At 70.9% G+C, this 21,477-nt stretch carries 24 protein-coding genes; 7 read left to right on the top strand and 17 right to left on the bottom strand.

Translation table 11 applies throughout. From position 1 onward, the window contains the following. Positions 1–125 precede the first annotated feature (125 nt). Positions 126–620: a metallopeptidase family protein gene (locus tag G4X40_RS01435; protein ID WP_277829666.1), complete on the top strand. Its 495-nt coding sequence runs from the start codon at positions 126–128 to the stop codon at positions 618–620. A 64-nt stretch (positions 621–684) separates the two neighbouring features. Here the strand turns inward: G4X40_RS01435 and G4X40_RS01440 are convergent, their stop codons facing one another. Next, positions 685–918 carry a WhiB family transcriptional regulator gene (locus G4X40_RS01440; protein WP_277831212.1) on the bottom strand — a complete coding sequence of 78 codons (234 nt, stop codon included), beginning with the start codon at positions 916–918 and terminating at the stop codon, positions 685–687. Between the two features lie 571 nt (positions 919–1,489). Here G4X40_RS01440 and cofD point away from each other — a divergent pair. Genes cofD through G4X40_RS01455 form a run of 3 tightly spaced genes read left to right on the top strand, consistent with a single transcriptional unit; the run spans position 1,490 to position 4,415 of the window. Then, complete coding sequence (gene cofD / locus G4X40_RS01445; protein ID WP_277829667.1) at positions 1,490–2,473, top strand: 2-phospho-L-lactate transferase; 984 nt, start codon at positions 1,490–1,492, stop codon at positions 2,471–2,473. Beyond that, entirely contained in the window at positions 2,470–3,870 is a 1,401-nt protein-coding gene (locus tag G4X40_RS01450) for a coenzyme F420-0:L-glutamate ligase (protein ID WP_277829669.1), read from the top strand. The genes cofD and G4X40_RS01450 overlap by 4 nt, the downstream gene beginning before the upstream one ends. 5 nt (positions 3,871–3,875) lie before the next feature. Beyond that, a complete protein-coding gene (locus G4X40_RS01455; RefSeq protein ID WP_277831213.1) occupies positions 3,876–4,415 on the top strand; it encodes an NUDIX hydrolase in 540 nt (179 codons plus the stop codon). A gap of 6 nt (positions 4,416–4,421) precedes the next feature. Here the strand turns inward: G4X40_RS01455 and G4X40_RS01460 are convergent, their stop codons facing one another. The 7 genes from G4X40_RS01460 to rfbB all read right to left on the bottom strand — a co-directional run bounded on the left by G4X40_RS01460 (position 4,422) and on the right by rfbB (position 11,190). After that, complete coding sequence (locus G4X40_RS01460) at positions 4,422–5,018, bottom strand: TetR/AcrR family transcriptional regulator (protein ID WP_277829670.1); 597 nt, start codon at positions 5,016–5,018, stop codon at positions 4,422–4,424. 24 nt (positions 5,019–5,042) lie between these two features. Beyond that, on the bottom strand, positions 5,043–6,401 hold the full coding sequence (locus G4X40_RS01465; RefSeq protein WP_277829671.1) for a cytochrome P450: 1,359 nt from the start codon (positions 6,399–6,401) through the stop codon (positions 5,043–5,045). A gap of 92 nt (positions 6,402–6,493) precedes the next feature. Continuing rightward, positions 6,494–7,261 (bottom strand): SGNH/GDSL hydrolase family protein, encoded by a 768-nt coding sequence (locus G4X40_RS01470; protein WP_277829673.1) that lies wholly within the window; start codon positions 7,259–7,261, stop codon positions 6,494–6,496. A gap of 54 nt (positions 7,262–7,315) precedes the next feature. Next, complete coding sequence (manB, locus tag G4X40_RS01475) at positions 7,316–8,407, bottom strand: mannose-1-phosphate guanylyltransferase (protein ID WP_277829674.1); 1,092 nt, start codon at positions 8,405–8,407, stop codon at positions 7,316–7,318. After that, complete coding sequence (locus G4X40_RS01480) at positions 8,404–9,303, bottom strand: glycosyltransferase family 2 protein (RefSeq protein WP_277829675.1); 900 nt, start codon at positions 9,301–9,303, stop codon at positions 8,404–8,406. Before G4X40_RS01480 ends, manB begins: the two co-directional genes overlap by 4 nt. Before the next feature lie 10 nt (positions 9,304–9,313). Then, positions 9,314–10,195, bottom strand: coding sequence for a dTDP-4-dehydrorhamnose reductase (rfbD, locus tag G4X40_RS01485; protein ID WP_277829676.1), 882 nt, complete (start codon positions 10,193–10,195; stop codon positions 9,314–9,316). Next, positions 10,192–11,190 (bottom strand): dTDP-glucose 4,6-dehydratase, encoded by a 999-nt coding sequence (rfbB, locus tag G4X40_RS01490; protein ID WP_277829677.1) that lies wholly within the window; start codon positions 11,188–11,190, stop codon positions 10,192–10,194. The genes rfbD and rfbB overlap by 4 nt, the downstream gene beginning before the upstream one ends. Positions 11,191–11,352: 162 nt before the next feature. On the opposite strand from rfbB, the gene G4X40_RS01495 reads away from it, so the two are divergent. Together G4X40_RS01495 and G4X40_RS01500 are read left to right on the top strand one after the other, a co-directional pair. Then, on the top strand, positions 11,353–12,870 hold the full coding sequence (locus tag G4X40_RS01495) for an LCP family protein (RefSeq protein ID WP_408642091.1): 1,518 nt from the start codon (positions 11,353–11,355) through the stop codon (positions 12,868–12,870). A 20-nt stretch (positions 12,871–12,890) separates the two neighbouring features. Continuing rightward, complete coding sequence (locus G4X40_RS01500; RefSeq protein ID WP_277829678.1) at positions 12,891–13,604, top strand: TIGR03089 family protein; 714 nt, start codon at positions 12,891–12,893, stop codon at positions 13,602–13,604. Between the two features lie 3 nt (positions 13,605–13,607). Here G4X40_RS01500 and G4X40_RS01505 read toward each other — a convergent pair whose 3' ends face one another. The 8 genes from G4X40_RS01505 to G4X40_RS01540 form a co-directional block, all read right to left on the bottom strand. Further along, positions 13,608–13,754 carry a hypothetical protein gene (locus tag G4X40_RS01505; RefSeq protein WP_277829679.1) on the bottom strand — a complete coding sequence of 49 codons (147 nt, stop codon included), beginning with the start codon at positions 13,752–13,754 and terminating at the stop codon, positions 13,608–13,610. A gap of 248 nt (positions 13,755–14,002) precedes the next feature. After that, the gene (locus G4X40_RS01510; protein WP_277829680.1) at positions 14,003–15,163 is read right to left on the bottom strand and encodes an acyl-CoA dehydrogenase; all 1,161 of its coding nucleotides are present in this window, start codon (positions 15,161–15,163) and stop codon (positions 14,003–14,005) included. A 137-nt stretch (positions 15,164–15,300) separates the two neighbouring features. After that, positions 15,301–15,978: a TetR family transcriptional regulator gene (locus G4X40_RS01515; RefSeq protein ID WP_277829681.1), complete on the bottom strand. Its 678-nt coding sequence runs from the start codon at positions 15,976–15,978 to the stop codon at positions 15,301–15,303. Between the two features lie 34 nt (positions 15,979–16,012). Continuing rightward, on the bottom strand, positions 16,013–16,732 hold the full coding sequence (locus G4X40_RS01520; RefSeq protein ID WP_277829682.1) for an oxygen-binding di-iron domain-containing protein: 720 nt from the start codon (positions 16,730–16,732) through the stop codon (positions 16,013–16,015). 93 nt (positions 16,733–16,825) lie between these two features. Continuing rightward, a complete protein-coding gene (gene purE / locus G4X40_RS01525) occupies positions 16,826–17,341 on the bottom strand; it encodes a 5-(carboxyamino)imidazole ribonucleotide mutase (RefSeq protein WP_277829683.1) in 516 nt (171 codons plus the stop codon). Continuing rightward, a complete protein-coding gene (locus G4X40_RS01530; RefSeq protein ID WP_408642092.1) occupies positions 17,334–18,644 on the bottom strand; it encodes a 5-(carboxyamino)imidazole ribonucleotide synthase in 1,311 nt (436 codons plus the stop codon). The genes purE and G4X40_RS01530 overlap by 8 nt, the downstream gene beginning before the upstream one ends. A gap of 19 nt (positions 18,645–18,663) precedes the next feature. After that, positions 18,664–19,164 (bottom strand): PH domain-containing protein, encoded by a 501-nt coding sequence (locus G4X40_RS01535; protein ID WP_277829684.1) that lies wholly within the window; start codon positions 19,162–19,164, stop codon positions 18,664–18,666. Positions 19,165–19,220: 56 nt separating this feature from the next. Then, a complete protein-coding gene (locus G4X40_RS01540) occupies positions 19,221–19,823 on the bottom strand; it encodes an HdeD family acid-resistance protein (RefSeq protein WP_277829686.1) in 603 nt (200 codons plus the stop codon). 221 nt (positions 19,824–20,044) lie between these two features. Here G4X40_RS01540 and G4X40_RS01545 point away from each other — a divergent pair, with 221 nt between their 5' ends. After that, entirely contained in the window at positions 20,045–20,473 is a 429-nt protein-coding gene (locus tag G4X40_RS01545; protein ID WP_277829687.1) for a DUF7144 family membrane protein, read from the top strand. A 9-nt stretch (positions 20,474–20,482) separates the two neighbouring features. Here G4X40_RS01545 and G4X40_RS01550 read toward each other — a convergent pair whose 3' ends face one another. Continuing rightward, positions 20,483–21,340 (bottom strand): biotin--[acetyl-CoA-carboxylase] ligase, encoded by an 858-nt coding sequence (locus G4X40_RS01550; RefSeq protein ID WP_277829689.1) that lies wholly within the window; start codon positions 21,338–21,340, stop codon positions 20,483–20,485. Positions 21,341–21,477: the final 137 nt, after the last annotated feature.

The following is a 21,477-nucleotide window of genomic DNA, read 5'->3' on the forward strand; positions in this document are numbered from 1 at the left end:
GAGCGCCACTCTCCTATCGCGACGCGCCGCGCGGCGGTCAGGTCGCCCGGACGACGCCCGGTCGAGAAGACGCGGCCGCGTCCGCGGGGCGTCGGCCGTCGGGCGGAAGCGGTTATGGTTCGGACATGGTCCGACAGCACGATGAGAGCAGTCGACGTCGACTGTCGTCACGGGGTTCGCAGCGACGCGGCCGCGGCATCCGCGGGTCGCTGCTGCCGTTGGGCGTACCCGGCCGGCGCACCCGTTCGGAACGTTTCGACGGGCTGGTGATCGAGGCCTTCTCCGAGATCGACCGGCGCTGGCACGACCAACTGACCAAGCTGGACATCGCGGTCGACGACGTCCCGCGTATCCGCGCGCTCGATCCGGACTCGGTCACCTGGCCGCCGGAGGTGGTCGCGGAGGGGCCGGTGCCGCTGTCCCGACTGGTGCCTGCGGGAATGGACCGCAACGGCGACCCGACGCGCGCCCGCGTCGTCTTGTTCCGGCGCCCACTGGAACTGCGCGCGAAGCACCCGGACGAGCTCACGCTGCTGGTGCACGACGTGCTCGTCGAACAGGTGGCGACCTACCTCGGGCTCGATCCCGAGACGATCGACCCGAGCCTTCGGGACGACTGACGCCGAAGGCGACCGCCAGACGACCGACGCCGGGGCCCGCAGGCCCCGGCGGTCGAAGTCCGGATCAGATGATGCCGCGCTTGAGGCGCCGGCGCTCCCGCTCGGACAGTCCGCCCCAGATGCCGAAGCGTTCGTCGTTCGCCAGTGCGTACTCGAGGCATTCGTCGCGCACCTCGCAGCCCTGGCAGATCCGCTTGGCCTCGCGGGTCGAACCGCCCTTCTCGGGGAAGAACGCCTCCGGGTCGGTCTGCGCGCACAGCGCGCGCTCCTGCCACTGATCCTCGATCGAGTCGAACATCTCGTCGAATCCGACGGACACCAGACTCAACTGGGGACGCTCGCTCGGCACCGGGGTCAACCCGGAGGCCGTGCCCGCACCGGCGACTGCGCCGATTTCGAAACTGGTCTGCGGTTCGTCGCCGAGATCGCTGCGTGCATCAAAGCCGCGGTGCTCATTCAGCATCGCTCCGCCTCCTCACCTGTTGTCGCGCAGTAACTTCTGACCGAATCTGCAGGACTCACAACCAACCCCCACTTACCCCATCGGACGACCAAGGCCCGACCCCTGGATGTCGCTCGAACTCGAGCACCGAATGGAAAAAGTGCTCGCCGCAACCGATCCCGACTCGGACCGGCCACTGAATGACATGGCTGTGATTAAACACTGCCCTACGGAGGCGTTCAACCTGAATGGGAAAAAACGCATTACCACCGAAGCGACCCGGAAAGCTTCGGCGACACGACGAGCGGTGCCCGATATGTCCGTTTACCCGGCGAATCCGCCTGTGTTCTCGCTCACATCGTACCCGTCTCGGTGACCGAACTCCCGCGGAAGCCGCACCGCCCGGGACCCACTAGGCTCGGATCCCGTGAAGGTGACTGTATTGGTCGGTGGCGTCGGAGGCGCCCGGTTCCTCCTCGGCCTCCGGCGGCTGCTGGGGCTGACAGGCGAATCGAAATCCGTTGCAGAGCACCAGATCACTGCGATCGTGAACGTCGGCGACGACGTCTGGATGCACGGCCTTCGGATCACGCCGGACCTGGACACCTGCATGTACACACTCGGGGGCGGCATCGATCCCGAGCGCGGCTGGGGCCACGTGGGCGAGACCTGGCATGCCAAGGAGGAGCTGGCCGCATACGGCGCCAAGCCGGACTGGTTCGGCCTGGGCGACCGCGACATCGCCACCCATCTGATCCGAACCCAGATGCTGCGCACCGGCTATCCGCTCTCCGCGGTCACCGAGGCCCTGTGCAACCGCTGGCAGCCGGGGGTCCGACTGCTCCCGGCGTCCGACGACCGCAGCGAGACGCACGTGGTCATCACCGATCCCACCGACGACGAGCAGCGGGCCGTGCACTTCCAGGAGTGGTGGGTGCGTCACCGCGCCCAGGTGCCCACGCACGGCTTCGTGCACGTGGGCGCCGACAAGGCCACCCCGGCGCCGGGCGTGCTCGAGGCCATCGAGTCCGCCGACGCGGTGCTGCTGGCGCCGTCGAACCCGGTCGTGAGCATCGGTGCGATCCTGGCGATCCCGGGCATCCGCGGGGCCCTGCGCACCACCGACGCGAAGGTGGTCGGGCTCTCCCCCGTCATCGGGGGTAAGCCGCTGCGCGGCATGGCCGACGAATGCCTCGAGGTGATCGGGGTCGAGACATCGGCCGAGGCGATCGCGCGGCACTTCGGCGCCCGGGGCGACACCGGCCTGCTCGACGGCTGGCTGATCCACACCGGCGACCAGGCCGCCGTGCCCGGCGTCGAGGTCCGGGCAGTACCGCTGTTGATGACCGACGAGGAGGCCACGGCCGAGATGGCCCGCGCCGCTCTCGATCTCGCCGGGATCACCCTGTGACCGGGACCTCCGAGGACGGGATCCCCACCGGCGGCTCCGCGCCGGTCGCCGACCACGCCGCCACGGCGCTGGAGATCCGTCCGGTCACCGGACTGCCCGAGTTCCGTCCCGGCGACGACCTGGCCGCCGCGCTGGCGGAGGCGGCGCCGTGGCTCGCCGACGGCGACGTGCTCGTCGTCACCAGCAAGATCGTCTCGAAGGTGGAGGGCCGGATCGTGGCCGCCCCCACCGACCCCGAGGAGCGCGACGCCGCCCGGCGCCGGCTCATCGACCAGGAGGCGGTCCGGGTGCTGGCCCGCAAGGGCCGCACGCTGATCACCGAGAACCGGCTCGGCATCGTCCAGGCGGCCTCTGGCATCGACGGCTCCAACGTGCGCACCGACGAACTCGCGCTGCTGCCGGTCGATCCGGACGCGAGTGCCCGGCACCTGCGCGCCGAACTGGCTGCCAGGCTCTGCGTCGACGTCGCGGTGGTCATCACCGACACGATGGGCCGCGCATGGCGGGTCGGACAGATCGACGCGGCCATCGGCGCGGCCGGCCTGCCGGTCACGCACGCGTACGCCGGCGGCATCGACGAGCACGGCAACGACCTGGTGGTCACCGAGATCGCCGTCGCCGACGAACTGGCCGCCGCCGGAGACCTGGTGAAGGGCAAGCTCGGCGCCCTTCCTGTCGCGGTGGTGCGCGGACTCGTCGCGCCGGGCTCCGGCCCCCGCCCAGACGGACCGGGCGCGGCCGCGCTGGTCCGCGGCGGCGAGGACGACCTGTTCTGGCTGGGCACCGCCGAGGCCATCGAACGCGGCCGCGCCGAGGCACTGCTGCTTCGCCGCTCGGTGCGCACCTTCACCGACGAAGCCGTCGAGCCCGACCTCCTGCGCGCCGCCGTCGCCGACGCGCTGACCGCACCCGCCCCGCATCACACCGCTCCGGTCCGGTTCGTCTGGGTCCGGGACCGCGCCCGCCGCACCCGACTGCTCGACGCCATGCGCGCCGCCTGGGACGCCGATCTGGTCGCCGACGGCTGGTCCGCCGAGCGCATCGCCACCCGAACCGGTCGGGGACGGATCCTGTACGACGCGCCGGAACTGGTGATCCCGTTCTGTGTTCCCGACGGCGCGCACGACTATCCGGACGAGCGCCGCACCGCCGCCGAACAGACCATGTTCACGGTGGCGGTCGGCGCCGCCGTGCAGGGGCTGCTGGTCGCGCTGGCGACTCGCGAACTCGGCAGCTGCTGGATCGGCTCCACGATCTTCACCCCGGAACTGGTGCGCACCGAGCTCGGACTGGATCCACGCTGGCAGCCCCTCGGCGCCGTCGCCGTCGGGCATCCCGACGAGCCGCTGTCACCGCGGCCACCCGCCGACACGACCGACCGGTTGATGGAGCTGTGACCGGCCTGCACGACTCCGCCGTCGCCACACTGACCGGCTGGTCCGCACCGGATGGCGAACAAGATGCGCTGCGGCACACCATGCTTGCGTTCCTCGATGCCGCGCCCGACGGCTGCCTGCGCCGGTGCGTCGCCGGCCACGTCACCGCCTCGACGCTGGTGCTCGACCACACCGGCACCCGGGTGCTCCTCACGCTGCATCCGCGGGTCGGCCGGTGGATCCAGCTGGGCGGACACTGCGAGGAGACCGACGGCACCGTCCTGGCGGCCGCGCTGCGGGAGGCCCGCGAGGAGTCCGGCATCGCCGAGCTGACCATCGACCCGGAACTGCTTGCGCTGCACACCCACCCGATCACCTGCTCGCTGGGTGTGCCGACCCGGCACCTGGACCTGCGCTTTCTGGTGCGCGCGCCCGAGGGCGCCCGCATCGTGCGCAGCGACGAGTCCGACGACCTGCGCTGGTGGCCGGTCGACGCGCTGCCCGACACCGCCGAACACGACACGATCGCGCAGCTGGTCCGGCTGGCCCGGGCCCGCGCCAGCTGACCTGCTTCAGCGCAGCAGCCGGACCAGATAGTCGCGCGCATAGACCCGCGCCTGCGCGTCCCCGTCGACGTCGAGCCCGCCGCCGGGGATCAGCAGCAGGGAGATGCCCACCCGAAGCATGGTCTCCGACACGACGGCGAGGTCGTCGCGGTCCCGCTGCGGCTCGGCCCGCGCGAGCGAGTCGACGACCACGTCCCGCGCGGCCAGCATGATCGCCGCGCCGCTGTCGGTGAGCTGTTCGAGCAGCGCGCCGGGCTCGCCGACGAGCACCCGCCCGAACAGCGGCAGCTCCCGGACGGTCCGCAGCCCCACCACAAACGCCTCGACCACCGCATCCTCGAGCGACAGTCCGGTGACCGCCTCGCCGAGCACCAGCAGGAATCGGCGGCATTCCCGCAGGACGACCGCCTCGGCGAGCTGGTTCTTGCCCGCGTAACGCCGGTACACCGTCGAGCGGCTCACGCCCGCACGGCGCGCGACGTCGTCGACACCGACCCGGCGCAGCCCGTGGTGTTCGAACTCGGCCAGGGCGGCGTCGAGGATCTTCGCGTCGAGCTCGTCCACAGGCGGCGACGCGCCGATCGCAGCGGGGTCTGCCGTCATGTCCTGCAGGCTAACGCGGCCGGCTCACAACCGGCTCAGGGTCACCGGCAATCCGTCCCGCGGCCGCGGCAGCGACGTCACGTCCAGCGGCCAGCGGTAGTCGTCGGGCACGGTCCAGCGGAACCGGCGCAGCAACTGGTGGAAGACCGACTTGACCTCTAGCATCCCGAAGTACATGCCGATGCACTTGTGCGCACCGCCGCCGAACGGCGCCCAGGCGTAGCGGTGCACCCTGTCCTCGCGGCGATCGGGCGCGAACCGCTCGGGGTCGAACCGGTCCGGCTCCGGCCAGTACTCGGGCAGGAAATGGTTGGTGTAGTTGGCGACCGCGACGAAGGTGCCGGCGGGCAGGAAGTAACCGAACACCTCGGTGTCCGCGACCGTGCGCCGCGGGATGGCCGGCACCGGCGGGCACATGCGCAGCGACTCACGCATCACCATGTCCAGCACATCCATCCGCTCGAGGTCCGCGTAGTCGAGCACCGGCCTGTCCAGCGCGACCGACTGCTCGCGCGCCCGCTCCTGCCAACGCGGGTGCTTCGCCATGAAGTACGCCATCGAGGTCATCGTGATCGTGGTGGTGTCGTGTGCGGCCATCAACGCGAAGATCATGTGGTTGACGACGTCCGCGTCGTCGAACCGATGTCCGTCGGCGGACTCGGCGCGGCACAGTTGCGCGAACAGGTCGGCGGTCCCGTCCCCGCACTCGGCGGCCGCCCGCTTGCCGGGGAGCGCACCGTGGAAGAAGTCCTCGAGCACGGCACGCCCGCGCAGGCCGCGGGACCAGCGCAGGCCCGGGACACGGTGGCGCACGATCGCGGTGCCGGCGCGCACGGTGTCGACGAACGCCGCGTTGAGCCGGTCCTGCTCGCCGGGGTCCAGCGGGAGACCGAGGAAGGCGTCGACCGCCAGATCCAGCGTGAGCTGCTTGAGGTGCGGGTACACCCGGAAACCCGCACCGGGGAGCCAGCCGTCCAGCCCGCGCTCGATGCCCGGTCCCATCGCGTCGAGGTAGCCGCGCAGCTGAGGACGGCCGAACGCGTCCTGCATGATCATCCGGTGGTGATGGTGCTCGTCGAAGTCGAGCAGCATCAGGCCCCGCCGGAAGAACGGGCCGATGAAGTAGCCCCAGGCCGGACCGCTGGCGAAGGCCTCGTCGCGGTTGACCAGCACCGCCTGCGCGGCGTCGGGGCCCTGCAACCCGACCACCGGCACACCGAGCGTGCTCGACCACGACACCGGGCCGAGACGGCGGTACCGCTCCCGCTGCACACCGCGCGGATCGTGCATGGCGCGCAGGGTCTCGACCACGCCGATGCCACCCACACCGGGCACCGCTCGGAGGTCGCTGCCCACGGGCGGCGGCGCAAGCACACCGGTCATCGCACCCACCTCGCTGATTCAGAGAGACGAATACATCTTTTTGTATCAGCGGGAACCCGCGCACACAAGGGTGCGCGGGTGCCCGGGGTGGCTCAGATCGGGGCGGGTTCGGGCCGTTTGGCCGCTACGCCGTCGCCGGAGGACGCGCCGCGCACCCGCCGCCCGAGCCACGGGAGCAGGAAGATCCGCACCCAGTGCAGGTTCTCGCGCCGCTGTTCGGCCGCGGTCAGCTCCGGGCGGGCCGGCAGGGCGGGCGCATCGACGACGTGCGGAACGGCGAGCAGGTTCAGCACGTTCGCGGCCATCCTCGTGTGCCCGAGCGGCGACATGTGCAGGCGGTCGACGTCCCACATGCGGGTGTCGGCGAAGCCGTCCATCCGCCAGTAATCGACGAGAGTCGCCCCGTTGCGCTCGACGACCTCACGTACCAGCTCGTTGTAGATGGCGGTGCGCCCGCGCAGCCGGCGGAACACCGGCGCCCAGCCCGCGTCGTAGGCGGTGAACACCAGTACCTTCGCGCCGCTCGCGACCAGTTTGCCGATGGCAAGGTCGTACTCGGCCACCATCGCGTCGACGTCCAGGCCGGGCCGCATCATGTCGTTGCCGCCCGCATAGATCGTCACCAGGTCCGGGGACAACGCCAGCGCCGCGTCGACCTGCTCAGCGATGATCTGCGGCAGCAGCCGACCCCGGATCGCCAGATTGGCGTAGCGGAAGGCCGGGTTGCCGACGGCCAACTGCTCCGCGACCCGGTCCGCCCAGCCCCGCAGCCCGTTCGGCCGGGTCGGGTCGGGGTCGCCGACGCCCTCGGTGAACGAGTCGCCGAGCGCCACATACGTCGTGAAGGGAGCGTCACTCATGGTGTTCATTATCCACGCTAAGCACCGTGGCCCGGTGTGATGTCCCGAGGCGCCTCAGACGTCGGTCGAGAACCGGACCCCGCCGTCGGGCAACTGCACACCCGGCCACACCCGGGCGCCGCGCAGCAACTCGCACCGCGCGCCGATGTCCGCGCCGTCGCCGATCACCGCGTCCCGGACCAGGGCGCGCGGACCGATGCGCGCGCCGAAGCCGATGATCGAGCGCTCGACCACCGCGCCGGCCTCGACCTTGGCACCGTCGAACAGCACGGCACCGTCGAGCCGGGCGCCCGCGCCCACCTCGGCGCCGCGACCGACCACGGTCCCGCCGATCAGCAGCGCGCCCGGAGCGACGCCCGCACCCTCGTGCACCAGCGACTCGCCGCGCTGACCGGGCAGCGCGGGTGACGGCGCGATCCCGCGCACCAGGTCCGCGGACCCCCGGACGAAGTCCTCCGGCGTGCCCATGTCCCGCCAGTACGCGGCATCCACGTGGCCGTAGACCCGGGCGCCCGCGGTGAGCAGCGCCGGGAAGACCTCCCGCTCCACCGAGACGGCCCGGCCGGCCGGGATCTTCTCGATGATCTCGCGGCGGAAGACGTAGCAGCCGGCATTGATCTGGTCGGTCGGCGGATCCTGCGTCTTCTCGAGAAAAGCGGTCACCCGGCCGTCCGCGTCGGTGGGCACGCAACCGAACGCCCGCGGGTCGCCGACCCGCACCAGGTGCAGGGTGACATCGGCCGCGTTGTCGACGTGGGTCTGCAGCACCTGACCGAGGTCGGTCCCCCCGAGAACGTCCCCGTTGAAGACCATGACGTTGTCGTGGCGCAGCTTCGGCAGCACGTTCCGGATGCCGCCGCCGGTGCCCAGCGGTTCGGTTTCGGTGACGTACTCCAGTTCCAGGCCGAGCTTGGAACCGTCGCCGAAGTTCTCCTCGAAGACCTCGGCCTTGAACGAGGTGCCCAGCACCACGTGGGTCAGGCCGGCGTCCCGGATGCGGGAGAGCAGGTGGGTCAGGAACGGCAGCCCGGCGGTCGGCAGCATCGGCTTCGGCGCGGACAGCGTCAGCGGCCGCAGGCGGGTGCCCTGCCCGCCGACCAGCACGACCGCGTCGGTCTCGCCGACGATCGAGCGAGGTTCGGTCATCGCAGCGCCCCCTGCGGTTCGGTGTCGTCCTCCGCCGCGCGCTTGCGCGACGCCGCGGCCACGGCGACCTTCGAGCGCAGTGCCAGACCGGCCCTCAGCGCCAGACGCAGCGGAGCCTGCCACCAGTGCGGGTGACGGTCGGCCTGGAACCGGTAGGCACTGCGGTGGTGCGCCGGGAGCATCAGTTCGGGGTGCCGTCCGGCCGCGTGCCCCTTCGCGTGGGTCACCTCGGCCGCCGGGACGTACACGTTCAGCCAGCCGGCCTTGCCGAGTCGGTCGCCCAGGTCGACGTCCTCCATGTACATGAAGTACCGCGAGTCGAAGCCGTTCACCGAGTCGAAGGCGTCGCGGCGCAGCAGCAGGCACGAACCCGACAGCCAGCCGGCGGGCCGCTCCGCGACCATCTCGGTGTCCTGCAGGTAGGCGCTCGTCCAGGGATTCGACGGCCAGACCGCACCCAGCAGCGCGTGCCCGGCACCCGAGGCCAGGCCGGGCACCTCGCGTGCCGACGGATAGACGGTGCCGTCGGGCTCACGGACCAGCGGCCCGAGCGCACCGGCGCGCGGCCAGCGGCCGGCGGCCTCGAGCAGCGCGTCGATCGAGCCGATCCCCCAGCGCACGTCCGGGTTGGCGACCAGCACGTACTCGATCGACGGGTCCACCTCGGCGACCGCGCGGTTGATCGCGCCGCCGTAGCCGATGTTGTCGCCGGTGCGCAGCAGCCGCACGTTCGGGTATTCCTCGACCGCCGCCTCGGGAGCACCATCCGTCGAGCCGTTGTCGGCCATGATGACCTGCGGATTCAGATCCGTCGCGTCCGCGAGCGTGTCGAGGAAATGGCGTAGGTGTTCACCCGGTGAATACGTCACGGTCACCACCGCCAGCTGAGAAGTCACGCCGGTCAGACTAGCCGAGCTGGCACTGCTCCCCCGACAGTGCCGCGTGCAGCCCGGCCCGCCAGTCCCGCAGTGGGGTCAGGCCCGCGTGAGACCACGCCCGCCCGGACAGCACCGAGTATGCAGGCCGCGGCGCCGGCCGCGGGAATTCGTCGGTGGTGCACGGCTGCACCCGCTCCGGGTCGGCGCCGAGTTCGGCGAACACGGCCCGCGCCAACTCGAACCAGGTGGTCTCGCCCGCGTTGGTGGCGTGCAGGACCGGTGCGGTGGCCGGGCCTGTGACACTGCCTGCGCTGACGCGACGGGCCAGCTCGAGCAGCCCGTCCGCGAGGTCGGCCGCGTAGGTCGGCGAGCCCCGCTGGTCGTCGACGACCCGGAGGGTGTCGCGCTCGGCCTCCAGCCGCCGCATGGTCGCCACGAAGTCGGCTTCGGAGCCGGTGTACACCCAGGCGGTGCGCACGACGGTGGCCGTCGGGTCGGCGGCGCGCACGGCGCGTTCACCGGCGAGCTTGGTCCGGCCGTAGGCGGTGCGCGGGCCCGGCTCGTCGCCGGTCTCGTACGGCGCCGCCGCGTCACCGGCGAAGACGTAGTCCGTCGACAGGTGGATCAGCCGGGTACCCGTGCGCGCGCAGGTGCGGGCCAGGTTGCCCGGGCCGGCCGCGTTGACCGCGTAGGCAGCCTCCTCGTCCGATTCGGCCGCATCGACGGCGGTGTAGGCGGCGCAGTTGATCAGCACCGCGGCGCCGTGGTCGACGACCGCACGGTCGACCGCGGCCGCGTCGGTGATGTCGAGATCCGCAGAGGTCAGCCCGACCACGTCCACGCCGTCGCCGGCCCGCGCCGGCAGCTGGCGGCCGACCTGCCCGGCCGCGCCGGTGACCAGCACCTTCACTGCGCCACCCGCGCCTTGAGCGGCTCCCACCAGTGGCGGTTGTCGCGGTACCACTGCACGGTCGCGGCCAGCCCCTCGGCGAAGTCGACCTGCGGCGCATAGCCGAGCTCGTCGGCGATCTTGGTGATGTCCACCGAGTAGCGCAGGTCGTGGCCGAGCCGGTCGGCCACCGGGACCACCACGGACTCGTCGGCGCCGAGGATCTCCAGCAGCCGGTCGACCAGCTGCCGGTTGCTCAGTTCCGTGCCGCCGCCGATGTTGTAGATCTCGCCGGCGCGGCCGCGGGTGAGCACCAGCGCGATGCCGCGGCAGTGATCGTCGACGTGCAACCAGTCCCGCACGTTGCGCCCGTCGCCGTAGAGCGGGATGGTCCCGCCGTCGAGCAAGTTCGTCACGAACCGCGGGATCGCCTTCTCCGGGAACTGGTGCGGTCCGTAGTTGTTCGAGCACCGGGTGATGCACACCGGCAGGCCGTGCGTACGGAAGAAGGAGCGCGCGACCAGGTCCGAGGACGCCTTCGACGCCGAGTAGGGCGAGTTCGGCTCGAGGATGTGGTCCTCGCGCCACGAGCCCTGCGCGATGGTGCCGTACACCTCGTCGGTGGAGATGTGCACGAACTTGGCGACCCCCGCCTCCAGCGCCGCCTGCAGCAGAGTCGTGGTGCCGCCGACGTTGGTGGAGACGAACTCCTCGGCCGCACTCAGCGAGCGGTCCACGTGGGACTCGGCCGCGAAGTGGACGATCGCGTCGACCTCGGGGGCCCCGGCGACCCCGACCAGCTCCCGCACCAGCCGTCCGTCCCGGATGTCGCCCTCGACGAAGGTCAGCCGCGGGTCCCCGGCCACCGACGTGAGGTTCGTCTCGGTGCCGGCGTAGGTGAGGGCGTCGAGCACCAGCAGCGAGCTCGGTTCCACGTCCGGCAGCCGGCCCTGCAACGCGTTGCGCACGAACGCCGAACCGATGAACCCGGCCCCGCCGGTCACCAACAGCCTCACCGTTTCTCCTCACCGATCACATTGCGATGGGCGTCAGTCTGGCACGCCCGGCCCGTCGGTTCCGCGGCAGCGGCCCGATCCGCCGTTAGCCTGGGCGGGTCACAGGTCGCAGGCGGAGGGACAGGGGTGGGAGACGCAGGGGCGAGCGGGAACGGGACCCCGGTGGGAGCCGAGCAGACCCGCGTCACGGCGCGGGACCGGCAGCGGCCGGGCCGGACCGCCAAGATCACCCTCGCCGTGTTGTCGGTCGTCGTGCTCGTGATCACCGGCTACGCCTGGCGCTCACTGGACACTCTCAAGTCGCACCTGACCACCGTGGGCGGGCTCGGGCTCGGCGGCCACGACGACGGCGCCACCGACATTCTGATGGTCGGTGTGGACAGCCGCACCGACGCGCAGGGCAATCCGCTGCCGCAGAGCGAACTGGACATGCTCCGCGCGGGCGACGCGACCGCCACCAACACCGACACCATCGTGTTGATCCGGGTGCCGAACGACGGCAGTTCCGCGACCGCGATCTCCATTCCGCGGGACTCGTGGGTCAAGGTGCCCGGCATCGGGATGTCGAAGATCAACGCGGCCTTCGGCGCCACCAAGGAGGCGACCCGCCGGAAACTGGTCGAGCAGGGCGACAAGAACCCGGCGGACGTCGAGAAGAAGAGCACCCAGGCCGGCCGCGAGGCCCTGATCCAATCCGTCTCGGGACTGACCGGCATCACCGTGGACCACTACGCAGAGGTGGGCCTACTCGGGTTCGTGCTGCTCACCGACGCCGTCGGAGGCGTCGACGTGTGCCTGAAGAACCCGGTCGACGAGCCGATGTCCGGGGCACACTTCCCCGCCGGCGAACAGACGCTGTCCGGGCCGAACGCGCTCAGCTTCGTCCGCCAGCGGCACGACCTGCCCCGCGGCGACCTCGACCGGATCGTGCGGCAGCAGGCGTACATGGCCTCGCTGGCGCACAAGGTGCTCTCGGCGGGCACGCTGGCCAATCCCGGCAAGGTGGACCAGCTCACCAAGGCGGTGCAGCGGTCGATCGTGCTGGACTCGGACTGGGACGTGATCAAGTTCGCGCAGCAGTTGCAGAACCTGGCAGGCGGTCACGTGCGCTTCATGACGATCCCGGTGATCAACCCCGACGCCACCAGCCCGGACGGAGAATCGATCGTGAAGGTCGACCCCGTACGGGTGCACGCGTTCGTGGACGAGCTGGTCGGCCGCTCCGACCATTCGCCGTCCGGTGCGGCGACCGCCACCCCGGCCCCGAAGGTCGACCCGGCGACGGTGACCGTCGACGTCGCCAACGACAGCACGGTCTCCGGTCTCGCCTCGGAGGTGTCGGCGGCGCTGACCTCGATGGGGTACCGCGAGGGCGACGTCGGCAACTTCTCCGGCACGTCGGTCGACTCCAGCCAGGTGCGCGCCCGGGGCGCCGACGACCACGGCGCGGCGGCGGTGGCCGCGGCGCTCGGCGGGCTGACCGTGCAGGCGGATCCGACCCTGCCCGCGGGGGCCGTGCAGGTCGTGCTCGCCGACGACTATTCCGGACCCGGGTCCGCGGGCGCGACGGGCGCGGGTGCATCCTCGGACCAGCAGGACCCGACCGGCACCGGGTCGGCCACCCCGACCCCCGACCGTGCGATCACCGCGGGCGGCTCCGGTCCCGCGTGCGTGAACTAGCAGACGACCAGAGGGAACACATGCACCCCACCCTGACCGACGCGTTGACCGCCCCCGCGATGGCCACAGACCCGGCCGCACCGCTGGTCACCTACTACGACGATGCCACCGGCGAGCGGATCGAACTGTCCGCGATCACGCTGATGAACTGGGCCGCCAAGACGGCCAACCTGGTGCGCGACGAGTTCGGCCTAGAGCCGGGTGCGCGGGTCGCGGTGCTGCTGCCCGCACACTGGCAGACCGCCGCGGTGCTGCTGGGCCTGTGGTGGGCCGGAGCCGAAGTGACGCCGGCCCCCGATCCCGGCGCCGAACTGGCGCTGACGACCATGGAGCGCTTCGACGACGTAGCCGACCTGGACGAGGTCGCGGTGCTCTCGCTCGACGCGTTCGGCCGGCCGGTACCGGACCTGCCCGCCGGGGTGACCGACTACGCCACCTCGGTTCGCGTGCACGGCGACCAGTACCGCCCCATGCCCGCCTCCCCGACTGCGCCGGCCCTCGACGGGCGCTGTGTCGAGCAGGTCCTCGCCGCGGCGCGCGAATCCGCGGCGAGGCAGCAGCTGGTCGCCGGGGACCGGGTGCTGTCCACCGCGGACTGGCACGACGTCGACGCGCTCGTCGACGGGCTGCTGGCGCCGCTCGCGGCCGGTGCCTCGCTGGTGCTGGTCACGAACCCCGACCTCGGCGCGCTCGAGCGGAGGGCCGAGATGGAGAAGGTCACCAAGCGCCGGTAGACGTCAGAGGCTTCCCGTGCCACCGCCGCCGAGCAGGCCACCGAGGCCCGTCCCACCGCCTGTTTGCGGCGAAGTCTGCCCGCCACCGGTACCGGGCGTCAGCAGATCAGAGATCAGCTGCACGATGTCCATCAGCACCTTGCTGTTCATTCCCGACGATCCCATGACTCCTCGATTCCGTCCGGCGGCCGCCACACCCGACGTGCGCTGTGTTCCGCCTCACATTTCCAGTTTCGGCCAAGGCACGGAAGATCGTTACAGGCCGACGACCGCCGGGACCGACTGCACAGCAACTCCACAGACATCGGCGGGGCAAACACAGACGCCGGCGGGCCGGCGAGCACGATGCTCGCCGGCCCGCCGGTGTCGTCTCGGGGATCGCCGCGTGACGCGTCAGCTCACTTGAGCAGCGCGCGCGACATGACGACGCGCTGGATCTGGTTGGTGCCCTCGTAGATCTGGGTGATCTTGGCGTCGCGCATCATCCGCTCGACCGGGAAGTCGGTGGTGTAGCCCGCGCCGCCGAACAGCTGCACCGCGTTGGTGGTGACCTCCATCGCGACGTCGGAGGCAAAGCACTTGGCGGCCGCGGAGATGAAGCCGAGGTTCTTCTCGCCGCGCTCGGCCCGAGCGGCCGAGGTGTAGACCATCAGCCGGGCGGCCTCGATCTTCATCGCCATGTCGGCGAGCATGAACTCGGTGTTCTGGAACGACGCGATGGACTTGCCGAACTGCTTGCGATCCTTGGTGTAGGCGATGGCCGCGTCGAGTGCACCCTGCGCCAGGCCGACGGCCTGGGCGCCGATGGTCGGGCGGGTGTGGTCGAGGGTCTGCAGCGCGGTCTTGAAACCGGTGCCCGGCTCGCCGATGATCCGGTCGCCGGGGACACGGCAGTTCTCGAACGCGAGCTCCGCGGTGGGGCTGCCCTTGATGCCGAGCTTGTGTTCGAGGCCGGTGACCGAGAAACCCGGGTCGTCCTTGTGCACGACGAACGACGAGATGCCGTTGGCGCCCTTGTCGGGATCGGTCACGGCCATCACGGTGTACCAGGTCGACTTGCCGCCGTTGGTGATCCAGCACTTCGACCCGTTGATGATCCAGTCGTCGCCGTCCGCCTTGGCGCGGGTGCGCATGGCCGCGGCGTCGGAGCCGGCCTCACGCTCGGACAGCGCGTACGAGGCCATCGCCTCACCGGAGGCCAACGTCGGCAGCACCTGCGCCTTGATCTCCTCGGAGCCGTTGAGGATCATGCCCATGGTGCCCAGCTTGTTGACCGCGGGGATCAGCGAGGACGAGCCGCACACACGCGCGACCTCCTCGATGACGATGCAGGTCGCGACCGAATCGGCGCCCTGGCCGCCGTACTCCTCGGGGACGTGCACGGCGTTGAAACCCGAGTTCACCAGCGCCTTGAGCGCCTCCTCGGGGAAGCGGGACTTCTCGTCGACGTCCTTGGCGTAGGGGGCGATCTCCTTCTCCGACAGCGCGCGGATCGCGGTCCGCAGCTCGTCGTGCTCGTCACCGAGCTTGAACAGGTCGAAATCGGGGTTTCCAGCCATCGGGCGTGCTCCTTGGAGGTGGGGGCGAGACCGGGCACTCAGTGCCAGCAAATATCGATCGACTTCGAGTATAGCCGAGCATCCTCCCGACATGCCCGGCACTGAGTGCCAACGCGAGCGCGGGTGGTTCGGCGGTGTCAGTCGTCCGGCAGCGCGCGGCGGACGGCCTCTGCCACCCGCGCCGCCACCTCTTCTGGCGCGGTCTGCCGCGGGAACACCGCGACGACGACCTCACCCGCCTCGGCACGCGCGGCCTGACGCCGACGGTCGACGAGGACGTCCAGCGCCTGGCGAAGCTCCCCCGAGGTGATCTCGGCGCCATCGCGCAGCATCCGCCGCAGCAGGTAGTTGTGCGTGGCGGTCACCGAGGACGCGAACTGCACGACCTCGAGGTCCGGGACCTGCGGCACCGCGCGCCGCAGGTAGGCCACGAACAGGCGCTCGTATCGGAAGGTGGTGACGATCTCGCGGTCGCGCAGGGCCGGCACCTCGTGCACCACCGTGTACCGCCGCCGAGCGATGTCCTGCCAGCCGGCGAACCGCTCGAACACCAGCATGGCCGCCCCGCACACCGCCACCCACGGATCGTCGTGGCCGCGGTCGAGATACTCGCGGGCCTGTTCGAGCAGCAGTTCGTGGTCGGCGAAGACCACGTCCTCCTTGCTGCGGAACTGACGGAAGAACGTGCGCCGGGAGATCCCGGCCGCCTCGGCGATCTCGTCGACCGCGGTCGCCTCGTACCCGTTCTCGGCGAACAGCCGCAACGCGTCGTCGACGACGGCAAGCCGGAACCGGGTCGGGTCGTCGCTGGTCATGGATCAACGGTAGCGGTCGTGCAGAGCCCGAAAGCTATTCGGCGGTCCGCGCCTCGAACAGCGCCTCGTAGCTTGCCGCCAACTCCCGCAGTGCGCCCGCACAGTCACCGGTGTAGGCGGGTCCGTGCATCAGGCCGAGCGTCGTGGGTTCGAGATCCGCGAGGGCGCGCAGGGTCGGTGCGAGATCGGGGGTCAGGGCCGTTGGGTGGCCCAGGCCCTCCGCTGCCACAGCGGGACCGACGATGTCACTCTCGGTCAGGTCGGGATGCCGGCCGAAGGCGGTGAACAGGTCACCGCACAGCAGCGTGTTCGTCGTCTCCTCGAAGACCAGCCCCGCGTCCCAGCCGTGCGGCACATGCGGGGTGCCGATGTGCCGAATCCTGCGCTCCCCCACGGCGATCACCTCGCCGTCCTGCAAGGGCCGTGGCGCACGATCCGCCAGATCGTCGACCTGCACGAAGCAGGCGACCGCGCCGTGCGCGACCTCGGCGTGCGGCGCCGCCGCCAGCCACGAGTTCATCGACCCGCACTCGTCGGCCTCGACGTGCCCGAAGGTGATCCACCGCAGCCGCTCCAGCGGGATCACCCGCGCCACCGCCGCGGAGACCAGCGGAAACAACGCCCGCTGACCGGCGTGGAACAGCAGCGGTTCCTCCGCGTCGACCAGGTACTGGTTCATCACCAGGTTCGCCTCGGCGACGAAGGTCGAGAACCGGTAGACGTCCGGCGCGATCTCGGTGGTCGTGGTCTCCATGCCCGCCTCCGTTGGGGTCGGCGCATCCCGCGCTCAGCGACCAGCCTGCCCCGCACGGCAGGGCACGGCAAGACCCCCGAACGCGGGGCAGGGTCAGCCCAGGAGCTTGCGGCGCAGCGCCTCGTCCTTGTCGAGCACCATCTGCTCGAGGCCGGCCTGGAACGCACTCATCCGCTGCTGCAGCGCCGGGTCGGAGGCACCCAGGATGCGCGCGGCCAGCAGCCCCGCGTTGCGGGCGCCGCCGATGGAGACGGTCGCGACCGGCACCCCGGCCGGCATCTGCACGATCGAGAGCAGCGAGTCCATGCCGTCGAGGTACTTCAGCGGCACCGGCACGCCGATCACCGGCAGCGGCGTCGCCGAGGCGACCATGCCCGGCAGGTGCGCCGCACCGCCCGCTCCGGCGATGATCACCTTGATTCCCCGCCCGGCGGCGTCGCGTGCATAGTCGAGCATGCGCTGCGGGGTGCGGTGCGCGGAGACCACGCCGACCTCGAAACGGATGCCGAACTCGGCCAGCGCCTCGGCGGCGGCCTCCATCGTCGGCCAGTCCGAATCGCTGCCCATGATGAGCCCGACCTGTGCCCCGGTCTGCGTGCCGTCACTCATGCGTGTGCCCATCCCATCCGTCGGTCCATTCCGCGTGCGAAAGCCAGTGCGCGGCACGCTCGGCGCGCTCGCGCACCCCGGCCACGTAGTCGGGGTCCTCGAGTGATCCGCCGGCCGCGCCGAGCACGTTGACGTGACCGATCTTGCGGCCGGGCCGCTCGCCCTTGCCGTACAGGTGCACCTTGGCCTCGGGCAGCCGCGCGAACAGGTGGTGCAGGCGCTCGTCCATCGACATCTCCGGGGTGACCTCGGCGCCGATCACATTGCCCATCACCGTCACCGGCGCGACCGGCGAGGTGTCGCCGAGCGGATAGTCCAGCACCGCGCGCAGGTGCTGCTCGAACTGCGAGGTGCGGGCGCCGTCCTGGCTCCAGTGCCCGGAGTTGTGCGGGCGCATCGCCAACTCGTTGACTACGATCCCGTGCGCACCGTCCGCGCCGACCGTCTCGAACAGCTCGACCGCCAGTGAGCCGACCACGCCGAGTTCGGCCGCCAGCCGCAGCGCCAGCGCCTCGGCCTCGGCGGCGAGGTCCGCGGGCAGGTCCGCCGCCGGCGCGACCACCGTGACGCAGATCCCGTCGCGCTGCACCGTCTCGACCACCGGCCAGCTCGCGCCCTGTCCGAACGGCGAGCGCGCGACCATCGCGGAGAGCTCCCGGGTCATGGCGACCTTCTGCTCCACCATCAACGGGGTGCCCCGGTCGAGCAGCTCCTCGACCACCTGCACTGCCTCGGACGCGTCCGCCGGCATCCACACGCCGCGACCGTCGTAGCCGCCGCGCACGGCCTTGACCACGACCGGCCAGCCGTGCTCGTTGCCGAAGTCGAGCACGTCCTGGGTGGTGGCAACCTCCGCGAACTCCGGCACCGGCGCGCCGAGCTCGCGCAGCCGATTGCGCATCACGAGCTTGTCCTGGGCGTGCAGCAGCGCCTGCGGCGGCGGCTGCACGTTCACGCCCTCCTCGACCAGCGTCTGCAGGTGCTCCTGGGGCACGTGCTCGTGGTCGAAGGTCAGCGCGTGCGCCCCCTTCGCCGCCTCGCGCAGCGCGTCGAGGTCGTCGTGGGCGCCGAAGACCACGTTCGGGGTCACCTGCGCAGCAGACTCGAGCGGGCCGTTCGCCAGCACCCGCAGCGTCTGCCCCAGTTCGATGGCCGCCTGGTGGGTCATCCGCGCCAGCTGTCCGCCGCCGATCATCGCGACGACGGGCGTCTGGCCGTCACGGCCTGGGGCGACGGTGTCCCGCGGCGTCGGCGAGACGGGGGTGCTGGACGGCGAGGCGGAGGATTCGGATGAGGCTGACACGAGTGACCATGGTGTCACGTCACCGCCAGGAACGGTCGAACACCTCGCGGTAGAGCAGCGCGTGCACCTGCTGCACGTCGGGGATGTCGTCGAACTCGAGCGGCTCGTCGGAGGCGGAGGACAGGATCAGCGTGCCCGTACCGAGCATGCGGTCGAGCAGCCCGCGCCGGAACTTCACGTCGCTGACCCGGCTGAGCGCGATGTCGAGGCCGCTGTGCGTCACGACGCCCTCGCGCACCAGCACCCGACGCGACGTCACGATGAAATGCGTACTGCGCCAGCGCATCAGCGGCACCGCGCAGCGCCAGAGAACCAGCACCACCCAGATCAGCGCGATGATGCCGAGCACCGGCGCCTGCGCACCGACCGGCAACCGGTGGCCCGCCAGGCCCGCCAGGAATCCCGCGATCAACGTGGCCAGCAGAAGGATCGAGGCCGGCACCACCATGCCGCGCCAGTGCGGGTGACGATGCAGCAGGAGTTCCTCGTCATCGGCGAGGACGTCCTCCGGATAGGCCACACTGACTCCTGACTCGACGACCGGACGGGAACCACGACGGTACCCGTCGCCGCGACTCAGGCCTCGTTCAGCGCGCGCTTGAGCACCAGGGGCGCCAGCGCCAACAGGATTCCGTAGACGATCATCCAGACACCGATGATCACGACGAGCGTCTTGAGGGAGAGGTCCGGCTGCAGCAGCACGATCGCACCCGCGACGATGCTGACGATGCCCACCACGATCGACCACGCGCGCGACGCGGTGCGGCCGGCCGCGCCCTCGACGATGTCGAACACGCCCCGCACGACCAGCCACGCGCCGATCAGCAGCGCGATCACCACCACGGTCTGCAGCGGCTGACGAAGCACCAGGAAGCCCAGCAGGATCGACAGTGCGCCACCGATTCCCACCAGGGTCCGGGTACCGGTGGCGGCACTGCCCGCCAGGAAGGCGCGGGCCAGCTGGATCGCCCCGAACACGAACAGGTCGATCGCCAGCAGCACGACCAGCACGTACAGCGTCGCCGACGGCCAGGCGACCAGCAGGATCCCGAGGATCAAGGTGACCAGCCCGAGCACCAGGCTCAGCCCCGACAACGCCTTCACCGTCTGTTCGTCGTAGCGGACCTCGACCTGTGCGGTCTGCGCGCCGTAGGGCTGTGCCCCGGTCGGTGTACTCATGTGACGTTCTCCCCGATGTCGGTCCGCGGCCGCCCGAGCGGACGGCTTTCGCAGGATTCAAGCACCGAACGGCACGGTCCGCTGCCCGATGAGCTCAACATGATCGACAAATCACCCGTCGAGGATGGGGCGCCCGCCGCCTCGGGGTGGGCACACTCTGATCGCCGGCACGACAGCGCCGGCGATCCGTGAGCGAGACCACCCCCACAGGAGGCACTCGAATGACGCATCAAACGGCTACGGAATCATCGGAGCGGGGCTCGGACACGACACGGCAGACGTTCGCCGCGGTCGGCTCCATCGCAGGCGGCGTCGTGCTGCTGACCGTCGGCATCCTGCAGTTCCTCGAGGGCATCTCGGCGGTCGCGAAGGACAAGATCCTTGTCGTCGGGCCGCAGTACACCTACCAGTTCGACGTCACGGCCTGGGGCGGGATCCACATCGTGCTGGGTGTCCTGATCGCCGTCACCGGCATCTCGCTGATGGCCGGTCTCGCGTGGGCGAGGATCACCGCACTGATCCTGGTCGCACTGTCGATCATCGCGAACTTCCTGTGGCTGCCCTACAACCCGTGGTGGGCGGTGCTGGTCATCGCACTCGACGTCTTCGTCATCTGGGCGATCAGCACCTGGGATCCGGATCGCTTCTGACCCTGCGGCTCACGAGTGCGGGCGCAGGTGGGTGACGTCGCCGGCCGACACGGCCACCACCGCGCCCGCCTCGGGGCGGATGAGCAGCCGCCCCTCCTCGTCGACGTCCTCCGCGATCCCGATCAGTTCGCGGTCGCCGGGCAGGATCGCCCGAACCCGCTGGCCCAGCGTCGCGCAGCGCGCTCGATAGGCGGCGACGAGCGCCTCGTCCACCGACACACCGGCACCGACCACCTTGTGCCACTGATCGATTCGATCGGCGAGCGCACGCAGCACCGCACGGATCACCGGATCGCGGTCGACGCACGCGGCGCCCTCGAGCACCAGCGAGGTCGCCGTGGCGACCGGCAATTCCTCTTCGCGCAGACCGGTGTTCAGTCCCATCCCGACGACGACCGTCGGCGCGCCGCCGTGACCGGACGGCGCCGCCACCTCGGCCAGGATCCCGCAGATCTTGCGTCCGCCGACGAGAACGTCGTTGGGCCACTTGAGTTCCGCGTCGACCTCGGCGATCGACCGCAGCGCGTCGACCACGGCCACCCCGGTCAGCAGCGGCAGCCAGCCGAGCGCCGACGGGTCGACCCCCGGATTGCGCACGACCACCGACATCGAGATCTGTGCGCGCGGCGGCGAGGTCCAGGGCCGCGCATGTCGGCCACGGCCCGAGTTCTGGTGCTCGGCGATCAGCACCGTGCGGTCCAGCGACTCGGGGTCACCGGACGTGTGGATCCGCTCGAGCAGATCCGCGTTGGTCGAGCCCGTCTCCGCGACCACGTCCAGCTGGGACCAGGTGGCGCGCGGCCCCTCGACCAGTCCGCGGCGCAGGGACGCGGCGTTCAGCGGCGGCCGGCTCAAATCGCTGTACATGCGGCTCAGCGTACGGGGGCGGACCCTGCGATCGGCGGTACGGCGAGTCCGATCGTGTTCCAGTTCCCACTCACCGGGACCCGGTGGTCACCGAGGTCGCGGCCGGTGCGGACACGGCCGCCCAAACCTGACACGTG

Source organism: Speluncibacter jeojiensis (genome assembly GCF_029589495.1).
GTDB classification, from domain to species: Bacteria; Actinomycetota; Actinomycetes; order Mycobacteriales; family Mycobacteriaceae; genus Speluncibacter; species Speluncibacter jeojiensis.